This window comes from Sphingomonas jinjuensis (genome assembly GCF_014197105.1).
In the GTDB taxonomy this organism is placed as follows: domain Bacteria; phylum Pseudomonadota; class Alphaproteobacteria; order Sphingomonadales; family Sphingomonadaceae; genus Sphingomonas; species Sphingomonas jinjuensis.
The window spans coordinates 44966-57466 of record NZ_JACIEV010000001.1; the positions used below are offsets into that span (position 1 = coordinate 44966).

The window sequence follows — 12501 nt, forward strand, 5'->3', positions numbered from 1 at the left end:
CCCCACCCCCAACCCCTCCCCTGAAGGGGAGGGGCTTTGTTATCCGCTTACTTCCCCGTCCAGTTACCCGGGCGCTTCTCGACGAAGGCGGTCATGCCTTCCTTCTGGTCCTCGGTGGCGAACAGTCCGTGGAATAGCCGACGCTCGAACTGGACGCCCTGGGTCAGCCCCATGTCGAAGGCGGCGTTGACCATCTCCTTGTTCGCGATCGTCGCGAGCGGCGCCATGCCGGCGATCGTGGTCGCGGTCTTCACCGCCTCCTCGACCAGCTCGGCGGCGGGGACGATGCGGCTGACGAGGCCGGCGCGTTCCGCCTCCTCGGCATCCATCATCCGGCCGGTCAGGCACATCTCCATCGCCTTGGCCTTGCCGACCGCATGCGCCAGCCGCTGCGACCCGCCCATGCCGGGGGTGACGCCGAGCTTGATTTCAGGTTGGCCGAATTTCGCGGTGTCGGCGGCGAGGATGAAGTCGCACATCATCGCCAGCTCGCAGCCGCCCCCGAGTGCGTAGCCAGCGACCGCGGCGATCACCGGCTTGCGGGTGCGGGTGAAATGCTCCCATCCGGCGAAGAAGTTGCTGGCGTACATGTCGGCGAAGCCCTGCGCCTGCATCTCCTTGATGTCGGCGCCCGCGGCGAACGCCTTCTCGCTGCCGGTGACGACGGCGCAGCCCTGGCCCGGATCGGCGTCGAATGCCTGCATCGCGGACACCAGGTCGGCCAGGACCTGGCTGTTGAGCGCATTCAGCGCCTTGGGGCGGTTCAGCGTCATCAGCGTCACGCGGCCGCGCTGTTCGACCAGGATCGTCTCGTAGTCCATCATTCAGCCCTTTCGGCTCGTCGGCGGCAGCGGCGTCCACGCCTCGGCGGGGGGCAGCGGCTGGAAATAGGCGTCGACCATCGCGTCGGTCACCTCGGCGGCGGTGGCGGGCGACCAGCGCGGGTCGCCGGTCTTCTCGATCAGCAGCGCTCGCACCCCTTCGGCGAAATCCGGGCTGCGGTACATGCGGCTGACGATCGCATATTCCATCCGCATTTCGTCGACGAAGTGCAGCTGGCGCGGGCTTTCGACCAGCATGCGCAGCGACACCTTGCACGCCGTCGGCGAGCGCTTGGCGAGCATCGCGAGCACGTTCGACGCCCAGTCGGACCCGTCAGCCTGAAGGGCCGCCATGATCTCCTCGAAATCGTCGGAGGCGAACAGCCGGTCGATCTGGGGCAGCTGGTCGGTGATAGTGGCGGGCGGCGGCGTGACCGCGGCGCCGGCGAGAATCGATTCGGCCTTTTCCGGGCTCGCCGCGATCTCCGCCTTCACCGCATCGAGCTGGTCGGAGGGCACGTAGAAATTGGCGAGGCCGAGCGCGATGCAATCGGCGCCGTCGAGCCGCGCGCTCGTCAGCGCCAGATATTGCGCCGCACGCCCGCGCAGCCGTGACAGATAGCGCCCGCCGCCGACATCGGGGAACAGGCCGATCGTCGTCTCGGGCATTGCGAACACCGTCCGCTCGGTGACGATGCGATAGCGGCACGGGCAGGCGATGCCGACGCCGCCGCCCATCACCACGCCATCCATGAACACGACGCCCGGCTTCGGATACGTGTACATCAGGTGGTTGAGGCGATATTCCTCGAAGAAGAAATCGCGCCCCGCGGTGCCCGCGCCGTCGGCGACGTCCTTCGCGATCGTCACCACGTCGCCGCCCGCGCAGAAGCCCCTGCCGCCGGCATGATCGATCAATACGATCCGCACGTCGTCGTCATGACGCCAGTCGAGCAGCGCCTCGGTCATCGCGCGCACCATGCCGAGGTCGAGGCTGTGCAGCGCCTTGGGCCGGTCCAGCCGGATACGGCCGGCGCAGTGGTCGGCGAAGGTCAGGACATGAGGGTCGGCGATGAAGTTCAAAATACTATCCATGAATGCCCTGCCCCGTTCGTGCTGAGCTCGTCGAAGCACCTGCCCAAGTCGCCACGGCACGGGCGTGACACCCGCCCTTCGACAAGCTCAGGACGAACGGAAGGGAGAATCCTTACCGTGAGTCTCAATGCGCGATCGCCACGTAGGAACCGGGCGCAGGCTCGATACCGTTCTCGATCGCGCGGGCGGGACCGTGCTCGCCCGAACCATGCGCGTCGAGCCAGCCGGTCCAGAACGGCCACCACGAACCGTCGTGCTTCGTCGCCCCCGCCAGCCATTCGGCAGCGGCATCGGGCTGCGCATCGTTTGTCCAATAGCCGTGCTTGTTCGCGGCGGGCGGATTGATGACGCCGGCGTTGTGGCCCGATCCGCCGAGGACGAACGTCACCTCGCCGCCGAACAGCCGCGCCCCGTCGTACACCGCTTCCCATGCCGAGACGTGATCGTCCTTCAGCGCGATGAGCAGCATCGGCGTCGTCACCGTCTTCACGTCGATCGCGACGCCGCCGACCGCGAAGCCGTTGGGCTCGCGCAGCGCGTTGGAGAACAGCAGGTCGCGATTGTATGAGCGCAGGAATGCCTGCGGAATGCGCGCGCCGTCCTCGAACCAATAGAGCAGGTCAGACGGCGGGGCCGGCTTGTCGAGCAGATAATGGTTGATGACCGACGACCAGATCAGGTCGTTGGCGCGCACCGCGGCGAACAGCTGCTGGAGTTCGGTCGCTTCGATGAAGCCGCGCCGCGCGAGGTGCGCGTCGAGCGCGTCGAGATGCGCCTCGTTCACAAAGGCCGCCCAATCGCGCATGTCGGCGAAATCGACCATCGAGCCGATCAGCGTCGCACTGTTGACCTCGCCGCTGCGCCCCTGCGCCTCGAGCCACGCCAGCGCGACCGATACCAACGTACCGCCCAGGCAGAACGCGAACAGGTCCAGCTTCTCCGTACCCGCCGCCCTGCGCGCGGCATCGATCGCCTCGACGATGCCGTTGAGGACATAGTGCTCGACGCCGCAATCGCGGTGGCGATCGTCGGGATTGATCCAGGAGATGACGAAGACGGTGCGGCCCTGGTCGACCAGCCATTTCACCAGGCTCGACTTCGGCTGGAGGTCGATCATGTAGAATTTGTTAACCAACGGCGGCACGTAGAGCAGCGGCTCGGCAGCGACGTCGGCGGTGGTCGGCGTGTACTGGATCAGCTGGAACAGATGGTTCTGGAAGACGACCTCGCCCGGGGTCGCGGCGATCGTCTCGCCTTTCACGAAATCGCCGCTCGCCCGGCGGCGGACGATGCCCCTGCCCGCCATCACGTCCTCGACGAGATGCTGGAAGCCGTTGACGAGGTTTTGCCCTCCCGTCTCCAGCGTCCGCGCGACGACGTCGGGATTGGTCAGTGCGAAATTGGCGGGCGAGACGGCGTTGAGGAACTGGTCGAGCAGGAAGCCGACCATCGCCCGGTTCGAATTGCTGCCGCCTGCGCCCAGCGCGCCCGCCGCCTTCAGCTGGCGCGAGGCGAGGTGATAGGCATCGCGCAACGCACGATAATAAGGGTCGTCGCTCCAGGCCGGCGCCGCGAAGCGGCGGTCGCGCGGCGCGTCGGCTGGCGGCTTCAGCCCCCAGGCGGCGAGCCAGAAGTCGCTCCACTCGCGCGCGGCCTGGGCCTGTACCTCGAGCAGCGCGCTCGGCGACACGCCGCTCGCCTGATCGGCCATCGCCCGCCAGATCGCGAGCGGATCATAGGGCTGCGACGCGATCACTGGCGCGTCAGCTCGCGGCCGACGATCATCCGCATCACCTGGTTGGTGCCCTCCAGGATCGAATGGACGCGCAGGTCGCGCCAGAAACGCTCGATCGGATAGTCCCGGAGATAGCCGTAGCCGCCGTGCAGCTGAAGCGCGCGGTCGACGATCGACGAGCCGTTGTCGGTCGCCAGCCGCTTCGCCATCGCCGAGAAACGCGACTTGTCGGGCGCGTTCGCGGTCACTTTCGCCGCGGCCAGATAGAGCAGCGCGCGCGATGCTTCCAGGTCGGTCGCCATGTCGGCGAGCATGAACTGGGTGTTCTGGAAATCGGCGACGGCGGCGCCGAACTGCTGGCGCTCCTTGGTATAGCGGATCGATTCGTCGAGGCAGCGCTGGGCCCCGCCGAGCGAACAGGCGCCGATGTTGAGGCGGCCGCCATCGAGCCCGGCCATCGCGATCTTGAAGCCTTCGCCCTCGCCGCCGACTAGATTGGCGACGGGCACGCGGCAATCCTCGAAGATCACCTGCGCCGTGGGCGATGCGTTCCAGCCCAGCTTCTTCTCGGGCGCGCCGAACGACAGGCCGGGCGTATCCTTCTCGACGACGACCGCGCTGATCCCGCGGCTCTTTTCCTCGCCGGTGCGGACCATCACGACATAGACGTCGTTGTAGCCGGCGCCCGAGATGAACTGCTTGGTGCCGTTGAGAACGAAATCGTCGCCGTCGCGGCGCGCGCTGGTCTTGAGCGCGGCGGCGTCGGAGCCCGATCCCGGCTCGGTCAGGCAGTAGCTGGCGATCTTGTCCATGCTGACCAGATCGGGAAGGAAACGCGCCTTCAATTCCGCCGAGCCGAAGCGGTCGATCATCCACGCCGCCATGTTGTGGATCGAGATGAACGCCGACGTGGCGGGACAGCCATAGGCCATCGCCTCCATGATCAGCGCCGCCTCGAGCCGGCCAAGCGCGATGCCGCCCGATGCCTCGCTGACATAGATCGACCCGAAGCCAAGCTCGCCCGCCGCCTTCCACACGTCGACGGGGTAATGGTGCTTCTCGTCCCATTCCGCGGCGAACGGGGTGATCCGGTCGGCGGTGAAGCGGCGCGCGAGATCCTGGATCTCGCGCTGGTCGTCGGTCAGGTCGAACTGGTCGGTCATCTTATCCTGCGCAGCGCTGGTAGCGGAACATGCCGGACGGGCGGGTATCCTCGCGGAGCAGCGCCTTGCCGTCGTCCTGGAGCGTTATCGTCGTCGGCGACGTCCAGTTGCCCTTGCGGTTGGTATAGTCGAGCGTCGCGGTCAGCCGGTCGGGCCGGACGGCGAGCATGTCCTTGGCGGTCGCCTTGACGCCGGCATTGAAGCTGAGCGTCGTCGCTGCGACGGTCATCAGCCCGGCGCCGCCCTTGCAGTCGGCGGGCGTCATGCCCCAGCGGCCGCGATACTCCTCCGGGAACGCGGTCAGCTTCTGCGGGCCGACGGGCGCGGCGGCGTTGGCGGTCGCATTGACGGCGGCGTCGTTGGCGACCGGGGCCGATGTCGGCGCCGGATCGCAGGCGGCAAGCACGAGCGCGAAACCGAGGGGCAGCAGCGCAAAACGGGTCATGGCGTCGTCTCCTGTTGCGGGCAGCGCTGGTAGCGCAGCGAGCTGGGCGGGTCGTCCTGATCGAACACGAGCGTGCGGCCATCGTCCTGGATCGCGAGCACCGCCTGCTTCGTCCACGTCTGGCCCTCGCCCGAAAAGGCGAGCGTCGCGGTGATCCGCTGTGGCCCGGTCTGCGCGATGCTGCCCGGCACCGCGCGCGATTCGTAGAAGCTCAGCCGGTTCGCGGCGACCGTCACCAGCCCCTTGTTGTCGGCACGCGCGGGATCGCAGTCGTTGGGCACCAGCCCCCAGCGGCCCTGGAACGGCGCGGGGATGGCGGAGAGCTTCGTCGGCGACGGCAGCGCGACGGGCACCAGCGCGTTGCCGGTGTCGCCCGTCGCCTGGTCGTCGACCGGCTCGCTCGCCGCCGCACCGCTCGCGCCCGAGCCCTGCTCGTTGCCGCCGGCCTTCTCACTGCCGCCACCGCCGCATGCCGTCAGCAGCAGCGCGGCGGTGAGAACCGAAACCGATATCCTGCGCATCGCGATCACCCCATCGTCGGGATGACGAACGCGTTCCCTCCGTCGGGCGATCCGTCGGGCCAGCGCTGGGTGATCGTCTTGACCTTGGTCCAGAACTTCACACCCTCCATGCCGTGCTGGTTGGTGTCGCCGAACGCCGACCGCTTCCACCCGCCGAAAGTGTGATAGGCGACCGGCACCGGGATCGGCACGTTGATCCCAACCATGCCGACGTTGACGCGCGCCGCGAATTCGCGCGCGGCATGGCCGTTGCGGGTGAAGATCGCAACGCCGTTGCCGTACTGGTGCTCGCTCGGCAGGCGCAGCGCGGTTTCGAAATCGGGAGCACGGACGATCTGCAGCACGGGGCCGAAAATCTCTTCCTTGTACGCGCTCATCTCGGGCGTGACCCGATCGAACAGCGTCGGGCCGACGAAGAAGCCTTCCTCATGCCCCTGAAGCGTGAAGCCGCGACCGTCGACGACCAGCTCGGCACCCTCGTCGACGCCGGTCTGGATCCAGTCCTCGACTCGCTTCTTGTGCGCGGCGTTTACCACCGGGCCGTAATGCGCCTGGTCGTCGGTCGACACGCCGACACGCAGAGCCTGAATCGCGGGGATCAATTTTTCGCGCAGCGCGTCGGCGGTCTTGTCGCCGACCGGCACCACCACGGACAGCGCCATGCAGCGCTCGCCCGCCGAACCGAATGCCGCGCCCGACAGGTCGGCGACGACCTGATCGAGGTCGGCGTCGGGCATGACGATGCCGTGGTTCTTGGCGCCGCCCATCGCCTGGACGCGCTTGCCGGCGGCGACGCCGCGGCGATAGACGTAGTGCGCGATGTCGGAGGAGCCGACGAAGCTGACCGCGCCGATCGCCGGATGGTCGAGGATCGCGTCGACCATCTCCTTGTCGCCATGGACGACCTGAAGCACGCCCTCGGGCAGCCCCGCCTCGCGGAACAGCTCGGCGAGACGCACCGGGACGCTGGGATCACGCTCCGAGGGCTTCAGGATGAAGGCGTTGCCGGTCGCGATCGCGACGCCCGACATCCACAGCGGGATCATCGCCGGGAAGTTGAACGGGGTGATGCCCGCGCCGATGCCGATCGGCTGGCGCATCGAATAGACGTCGATGCCCGGGCCTGCCCCTTGCGTATATTCGCCCTTCAACACGTGCGGGATGCCGCAGCAGAACTCGATCACCTCAAGCCCGCGCTGGATGTCGCCCTTGGCGTCGGCGACGACCTTGCCATGCTCGCTGGCGAGGAGCCGCGCCAGCGCGTCCATGTTCGCCTCGACCAGCTCCTTGAAGCGGAACATGACCCGGGCGCGCCGCTGGGGATTGGTCGCGGCCCAGCCGGGCTGCGCGGCCTCGGCAGCAGCGACGGCGCGATCCAGGTCGGCCTGGGTGCCGAGCGTGACGGTCGCCTGCACGCGGCCGGTGTTGGGATCGAACACCTCGCTGGTGCGGCCACCGCCGCCACCGGCGTGGCCGACGATAACATGGTCGATTACACGCATCACACTCTCCTGCGGCGGCCCGTTGCTCGGGCTCACCGGTTCGCGGGGCCGGCCGACGCGCGTCGGCGCCGGCTCAGCGGAAATTGTCGGCGTAGGCCTGCAGCTTCAAGCTTTTCGCGGGCGTCGGCACGACGACATAGTCGAAGCCCTGCTTTTCGGCATAGGCGATCGCCGCATCAACTGTCGGAAAGCGCAGTCGCACCTGATCGCGCGTGTCGCCGCTGCCGGCCCAGCCGGTCAGCGGATCAGGCTGCTTCGCCTCCGCGGGCTCGAACTCGAGCTGCCATTGGTCGGTGAAGTGCTTGCCCGATTGCATGGCGTTCTTCGGGCGTTGGAAGATGCGGGCGGTAGGCATGACGCCCCCTTAACGCGGGAGTTGGATGGGGGGAAGCGTTCGTCGCGTCGATCCTCCCTCGCCGGGGGGAGGATCATGGGCGCCGCGCGTCCGCCCGCTTCGTGCGCAGCGTCGCCGCCGCGCTGGCGGGATCGTCGGGCCAGGGGTGCTTGGGATAGCGCCCGCGCATCTCCTTCGCCACCGCGGCCCAGCTGCCCGACCAGAACCCCGGCAGGTCGCGCGTCGTCTGGATCGGCCGGCCCGCGGGGCTGGTAAGGCTGAGCACCAGGGGCACGCGCGCCTCGCCCACGACGGGATGTTCGGCGAGGCCGAACAGCGCCTGGACGCGCAATTCGACGCGCGCCCCCCCTTCCGCGGCATAGTCTATGCCGTGGGTGCTGCCGGCGGGGCTGGTGAAGGCGGCAGGCGCGACACGCTCGACGCGCTGCTGCTCGTCCCAGCTCAGCAGGTTGCGGATGGCGTCGTGGAGCGCGCCGGGCTGGATGGCGTCGAGCCGTCGCTTGCCCGCGACCAGCGACGGCAACCACTCGTCGAGCCGCGTGATCAGCGTAACATCGTCGAGCGGCACCCCCGCGAACACGGCGCGGCGGCGATAGGCGAGCGCCGAGTCGCGCCACGGCATCAGGTCGAGCCCATAGTGACGCACGCCCTCGACCAGCGCCGCCTCGATCGTCGCCGCCTCGGCCTGCGTATCCGGCCCGCTAGATAGACGAATCGCGCCCAGGCGACGCTCGCGCAACGGCCGAACCCCGCCGGTGGCGGGGTCGAAGTCCGCGATGCGCCGCGTCTCGATCCGGTCGGCGAAGAGCGTCTCGACCGTCGTGGCGTCGATCGGCGCGGCGGCGAGGATCCGGGCGCCCGCCGCCGATCCCTGCGTCTCGGCGACCGCCAGCCATTCGGCACGGGCGAGCGGCACGGTGGGATCGAGCACGAAACCGCGCCCGCCGACCGAGACCCAGCGCTCGCCCCAGGCATCGCGGCGCCGCGCGACGCGATCGGGGAAGGCAAGCGCGACGGTAGGGCCGGTTGCGCGCTGATCGCCCGACGAGGCGGCGCCGGGCACGAGCTTCGCCCACCGCTCTGCCAGTCGCCGCGCACCGTCCGCCTTGGTGCCGCGCTCGCGCCGCCACCGGGCGAGGCGAGCGTCGAGATCAGCGTCCTGGCCGCCGAGGCCACGCTCCTGCGACAGCACGGCAACCTCCGCCGCGAGCCTCTTGTCGGGCGCGACCAGCAGCATGTGCGCGAGCCGCGGCGGCATCGGCATGGCGGCGATGGCGCGGCCGTGTGCGGTCGGCCGACCATCGTCGTCGAGCGCGCCCAGCGCCGTCAGCCGCGCGGTGGCTTCCTCGACCGCGGCAGCGGGGGGCGGGTCGAGCCAGGCGAGCGAGCGGGGATCGGCGACGCCCCAGATCGCGGTCGCCAGCACCAGCTGTGACAGGTCCGCCTCCAGGATCTCGGGCGGATCGAAACGCGGCAGGCCGGCGGTCGCCGCCTCTTCCCACAAGCGATAGGCGACGCCCGGCCCCTGCCGCGCCGCGCGCCCCGCGCGCTGGGTGACCGCCGCCTGGCTCGCCCGTTCGGTGACGAGGCGCGTGACGCCCGCCGCGCGGTCGTAGCGGGGGCGGCGCGCAAGACCCGAATCGACGACGACGCGGATGCCGTCGAGCGTCAGGCTGGTCTCGGCGATCGAAGTCGCGAGCACCAGCTTGCGCCGGCCGTCGGGCTCGGGCGCGATTGCCGCGCGCTGGGCGGCGGGATCGGCGCTGCCGTGAAGCTCGTGGATCATGACGTCGTCGGGCAGGTTGGCGAGCCGTTCCGCGGTCCGCTCGATCTCGGCGACGCCGGGCAGGAAGGCGAGGATGCCGCCTTCTTCGTCGGCCAGCGCGGCGCGGACGGCGCTCGCCACCTGATCCTCGATCCGCGCCTGGGGGTCGCGACCGAGGTGGCGCAGCGTCAGCGGATGGCTGCGCCCTTCGCTCTCGATCACCGGCGCACCGTTCATCAGCGCGGCGAAGCGGCTGCCGTCGAGCGTCGCCGACATGGCGACGATGCGCAGCTCGGGCCGCAACGCACCCTGCACGTCGAGGGCGAAGGCGAGCCCGGTGTCGCCGTCGAGGCTGCGCTCGTGAACCTCGTCGAACAGCACCGCCGAGACGCCGGCGAGTTCGGGATCGGCCTGGACGCGGGCGACGAAGATGCCTTCGGTCACGACCGTGACCCGCGTCGCCGCCGATCGCTTTGAATCCATCCGCGTCGCATAGCCGAAGGTCCGGCCGACCGGCTCGCCCGCCAGCGCCGCCATCCGCTCCGCCGCAGCGCGCGCGGCGAGACGGCGGGGGGAGAGCAGCAGGATCTCGCCGTCGCACCACGGCTCGCTCAGCAGCGCCGGGGCGACCGCGGTCGTCTTGCCCGCCCCCGGCGGCGCGACGAGCACCGCCGACGAACCATCGCGCAGGACGGCGAGCAGGTCGGGGAGGACGGCGTGGATCGGCAGGGTCACGGGTGGCGCTGTGCCCCCTATGCCGCCCACCCTGCAAGGCAGCGACGCGATCGGGGGAAACGTTTGCCGGCCCTGCGGCGTTGGCGGCGAAACGAAAGGATCACGACATGACCATCCTCGACCAGATGCTGAGCCAGTTCGGCGGCGTGAACATCGGCGAGCTGGCCGGGCGGCTCGGCATCACCGAGGCGCAGGTGCAGTCGGCGCTCGGCGCGCTCGGGACCAACCTGTCGCAGCCGGGCAGCACCGTCGACGCAGCGGCGCAGCAGACCGGGCTGCCCACCGACACCATCCAGCAGCTGCTGGCGTCGATCGGCGGCGAGGACATGTTGCAGCGGGTCACCGGCGCGCTAAGCCAGGGCGGCGGGTTGGAGGCGATCACCTCCGGGCTGTTCGGCAAGAACTGACGCGCTGGCGCCCGCGCGTGGCGGCGTGTAACCTCGCATCGCGATGAGCGGGCACCATCACCAGCACGGCGGGCATCAGCACGATCACGGCCACGGCCACCACCACGCCCCGGCGAGCTTCGACCGCGCGTTCGCGATCGGCATCGCGCTCAACCTCGCCTATGTCGCTGCCGAGGGCGGCTTCGGGTTGTGGACCGGGTCGGTCGCGCTGCTCGCCGATGCGGGACATAATCTGTCCGACGTATTGGGGCTTGCGGTCGCCTGGGGCGGCGCGGCATTGGCGCGGACGCCGCCGTCAAAGCGCTTTACCTATGGGCTGAAGGGTTCGACGATCCTCGCGGCGCTGACCAACGCGCTGCTGCTGCTGGTCGCGCTAGGGGCGATCACGCTCGAGGCGGGGCAGCGCTTCGCCGATCCGCCGCCGGTCGCGGGGCTGACCGTGTCCGTTGTCGCGGGTGTCGGGATCCTCGTCAACGGCCTTACCGCCTGGCTGTTCGCGCGCGGGCGACACGGCGACGTCAACATTCGCGGCGCCTTCCTGCACATGGCTGCCGATGCCATCGTGTCGGCCGGCGTCGTGATCGCCGGCATCGCGATCTGGGCGACGGGGATCGGCTGGATCGACCCGCTGGTCAGCCTGGTCATCGTCGCGGTCATCTTCGTCCAGACCTGGGGACTGCTGCGCGAGACGATCGAGATGGCGCTGGCCGCGGTGCCGCGCGGCATCGACTTCGATGCGGTGACGATGGCGCTGCGCACGCTGCCCGGCGTGGCGCGGTGCCACGACCTACATATCTGGCCGATGTCGACCACCGAACCGGTGCTGACCGCGCATCTCGTCATGCCCGCCGGCCATCCGGGCGATGCCTTCCTGGCCGACGCGCGCGAGATGCTGCGGGATCGTTTCGGCATCGGCCATGCCACGCTACAGATCGAGATCGAGGATCAAGACGACCACGACGGTGCGATTTGTGCGCCGCACCACGATACGGGCGATCATCGCCACTAAGTCGTGGTTCCGGCGCGCATTAACCGCCCGACCTGCAGAAAAGCCGATGCGATCGCGAAACGATGCCCAGACTACCGTTCATCGCGGTTTGCAGCGTCGCCCAAACGACACGGGTCAACGGAAATTTTTGTCCCCCAACGGCACAAAAATTCACCTTAACCGTTTGCGATTCCGTAACCTTTGGCGGGGTGGTGCATCCAAAGCGGCCCCGAGCAGTTTGGCGTCATGACTTCGGTCAACGCGTCTGTACCTGAATAGGGGTCTACCATCATGAAGAAGCTGCTTCTCGCCAGCGCCACCGTCGCGCTATTCGCGTCCTCCAACGCTTACGCCGCCGCCAACCTAACCAGCGCCACCGTCCGCGGCGGCACCATGGCCTCGCCGAGCTCGACGGTGTGGAACACCATCCAGGATAGTTTCTACACGCTGTTCATCCAGCAGCCGTTCGCGAATGCGCTCAACGGCACCAACCCGACGATCAACGATCCGACTACGCTGGGTGGCAACGACTTCCTCATTTCGGGCGATGGCTTTCCGTCGGGCTCGATCACCAATTCGGACCTGAACTACACGATCACGCTCGGCTTCGCCGATGGCGCCACGATTTCGGGCATGTACAACACCATCTCCGGCGCGTTCACCGCCGGCAGCTCGTCGACGGTCGGCGACACGACGTACACGCTGACCGGCTTCGGCTGGAATCGTAACCCGAACAGCGATATCGTCAGCCAGTTCGCCCCCACCAAGGGCAATGATACGTCGGACTATACCGGCCTGTTCTCGTTCGACGCCTCGGCGGTTCCCGAGCCTGCGACCTGGGCGATGATGCTGATCGGCTTCGGCATGGTCGGCGGCGCGGCGCGCTATCGTCGTCGCAACTCGCAGGTCGTCTACTCGTAAGATCGACGCGACGAGCGATATCGGAAAGCCGCGGCCCCCATGGGGTCG

General features: G+C 68.8%; 12 protein-coding genes. 3 read left to right on the forward strand and 9 right to left on the reverse strand.

Annotated features, from left to right (window positions below; all coding sequences use genetic code 11):
* Positions 1 to 47: 47 nt before the first annotated feature.
* From GGQ80_RS00225 to hrpB, 9 genes are all read right to left on the reverse strand, one after another.
* A complete protein-coding gene (locus GGQ80_RS00225) occupies positions 48 to 824 on the reverse strand; it encodes an enoyl-CoA hydratase (protein WP_183981697.1) in 777 nt (258 codons plus the stop codon).
* Positions 825 to 1916 (reverse strand): enoyl-CoA hydratase/isomerase family protein, encoded by a 1092-nt coding sequence (locus tag GGQ80_RS00230; protein ID WP_183981698.1) that lies wholly within the window; start codon positions 1914 to 1916, stop codon positions 825 to 827.
* 124 nt (positions 1917 to 2040) lie between these two features.
* Positions 2041 to 3672 (reverse strand): alpha/beta fold hydrolase, encoded by a 1632-nt coding sequence (locus GGQ80_RS00235; protein WP_183981699.1) that lies wholly within the window; start codon positions 3670 to 3672, stop codon positions 2041 to 2043.
* Complete coding sequence (locus GGQ80_RS00240; protein WP_183981700.1) at positions 3669 to 4814, reverse strand: acyl-CoA dehydrogenase family protein; 1146 nt, start codon at positions 4812 to 4814, stop codon at positions 3669 to 3671. The genes GGQ80_RS00235 and GGQ80_RS00240 overlap by 4 nt, the downstream gene beginning before the upstream one ends.
* Before the next feature lies 1 nt (position 4815).
* A complete protein-coding gene (locus tag GGQ80_RS00245) occupies positions 4816 to 5259 on the reverse strand; it encodes a hypothetical protein (RefSeq protein ID WP_183981701.1) in 444 nt (147 codons plus the stop codon).
* Positions 5256 to 5780, reverse strand: a complete 525-nt coding sequence (locus GGQ80_RS00250; protein WP_183981702.1) for a hypothetical protein — start codon at positions 5778 to 5780, stop codon at positions 5256 to 5258. The genes GGQ80_RS00245 and GGQ80_RS00250 overlap by 4 nt, the downstream gene beginning before the upstream one ends.
* A 5-nt stretch (positions 5781 to 5785) precedes the next feature.
* The gene (locus GGQ80_RS00255; RefSeq protein WP_183981703.1) at positions 5786 to 7282 is read right to left on the reverse strand and encodes a CoA-acylating methylmalonate-semialdehyde dehydrogenase; all 1497 of its coding nucleotides are present in this window, start codon (positions 7280 to 7282) and stop codon (positions 5786 to 5788) included.
* Between the two features lie 73 nt (positions 7283 to 7355).
* Positions 7356 to 7637, reverse strand: coding sequence for an ETC complex I subunit (locus GGQ80_RS00260; RefSeq protein ID WP_183981704.1), 282 nt, complete (start codon positions 7635 to 7637; stop codon positions 7356 to 7358).
* 73 nt (positions 7638 to 7710) lie between these two features.
* Positions 7711 to 10137 carry an ATP-dependent helicase HrpB gene (gene hrpB, locus GGQ80_RS00265; protein ID WP_183981705.1) on the reverse strand — a complete coding sequence of 809 codons (2427 nt, stop codon included), beginning with the start codon at positions 10135 to 10137 and terminating at the stop codon, positions 7711 to 7713.
* Positions 10138 to 10244: 107 nt separating this feature from the next.
* Between hrpB and GGQ80_RS00270 the strand changes: the two genes are divergently transcribed.
* The 3 genes from GGQ80_RS00270 to GGQ80_RS00280 all read left to right on the forward strand — a co-directional run bounded on the left by GGQ80_RS00270 (position 10245) and on the right by GGQ80_RS00280 (position 12453).
* Positions 10245 to 10544 carry a hypothetical protein gene (locus GGQ80_RS00270; RefSeq protein WP_183981706.1) on the forward strand — a complete coding sequence of 100 codons (300 nt, stop codon included), beginning with the start codon at positions 10245 to 10247 and terminating at the stop codon, positions 10542 to 10544.
* Between the two features lie 43 nt (positions 10545 to 10587).
* Positions 10588 to 11553 carry a cation diffusion facilitator family transporter gene (locus GGQ80_RS00275; RefSeq protein ID WP_183981707.1) on the forward strand — a complete coding sequence of 322 codons (966 nt, stop codon included), beginning with the start codon at positions 10588 to 10590 and terminating at the stop codon, positions 11551 to 11553.
* A gap of 270 nt (positions 11554 to 11823) precedes the next feature.
* A complete protein-coding gene (locus GGQ80_RS00280) occupies positions 11824 to 12453 on the forward strand; it encodes a PEPxxWA-CTERM sorting domain-containing protein (protein WP_183981708.1) in 630 nt (209 codons plus the stop codon).
* Positions 12454 to 12501: the final 48 nt, after the last annotated feature.

Excerpts from the sequence above, each read along its gene's own strand:
- GGQ80_RS00225 (WP_183981697.1), bottom strand. The coding sequence starts at position 824 with ATGATGGACTACGAGACGATCCTGGTCGAACAGCGCGGCCGCGTGACG.
- GGQ80_RS00230 (WP_183981698.1), bottom strand. The coding sequence starts at position 1,916 with ATGGATAGTATTTTGAACTTCATCGCCGACCCTCATGTCCTGACCTTC.
- GGQ80_RS00240 (WP_183981700.1), bottom strand. The coding sequence starts at position 4,814 with ATGACCGACCAGTTCGACCTGACCGACGACCAGCGCGAGATCCAGGAT.
- GGQ80_RS00245 (WP_183981701.1), bottom strand. The coding sequence starts at position 5,259 with ATGACCCGTTTTGCGCTGCTGCCCCTCGGTTTCGCGCTCGTGCTTGCC.
- GGQ80_RS00250 (WP_183981702.1), bottom strand. The coding sequence starts at position 5,780 with ATGCGCAGGATATCGGTTTCGGTTCTCACCGCCGCGCTGCTGCTGACG.
- GGQ80_RS00255 (WP_183981703.1), bottom strand. The coding sequence starts at position 7,282 with ATGCGTGTAATCGACCATGTTATCGTCGGCCACGCCGGTGGCGGCGGT.
- GGQ80_RS00260 (WP_183981704.1), bottom strand. The coding sequence starts at position 7,637 with ATGCCTACCGCCCGCATCTTCCAACGCCCGAAGAACGCCATGCAATCG.
- GGQ80_RS00270 (WP_183981706.1), top strand. The coding sequence starts at position 10,245 with ATGACCATCCTCGACCAGATGCTGAGCCAGTTCGGCGGCGTGAACATC.
- GGQ80_RS00275 (WP_183981707.1), top strand. The coding sequence starts at position 10,588 with ATGAGCGGGCACCATCACCAGCACGGCGGGCATCAGCACGATCACGGC.
- GGQ80_RS00280 (WP_183981708.1), top strand. The coding sequence starts at position 11,824 with ATGAAGAAGCTGCTTCTCGCCAGCGCCACCGTCGCGCTATTCGCGTCC.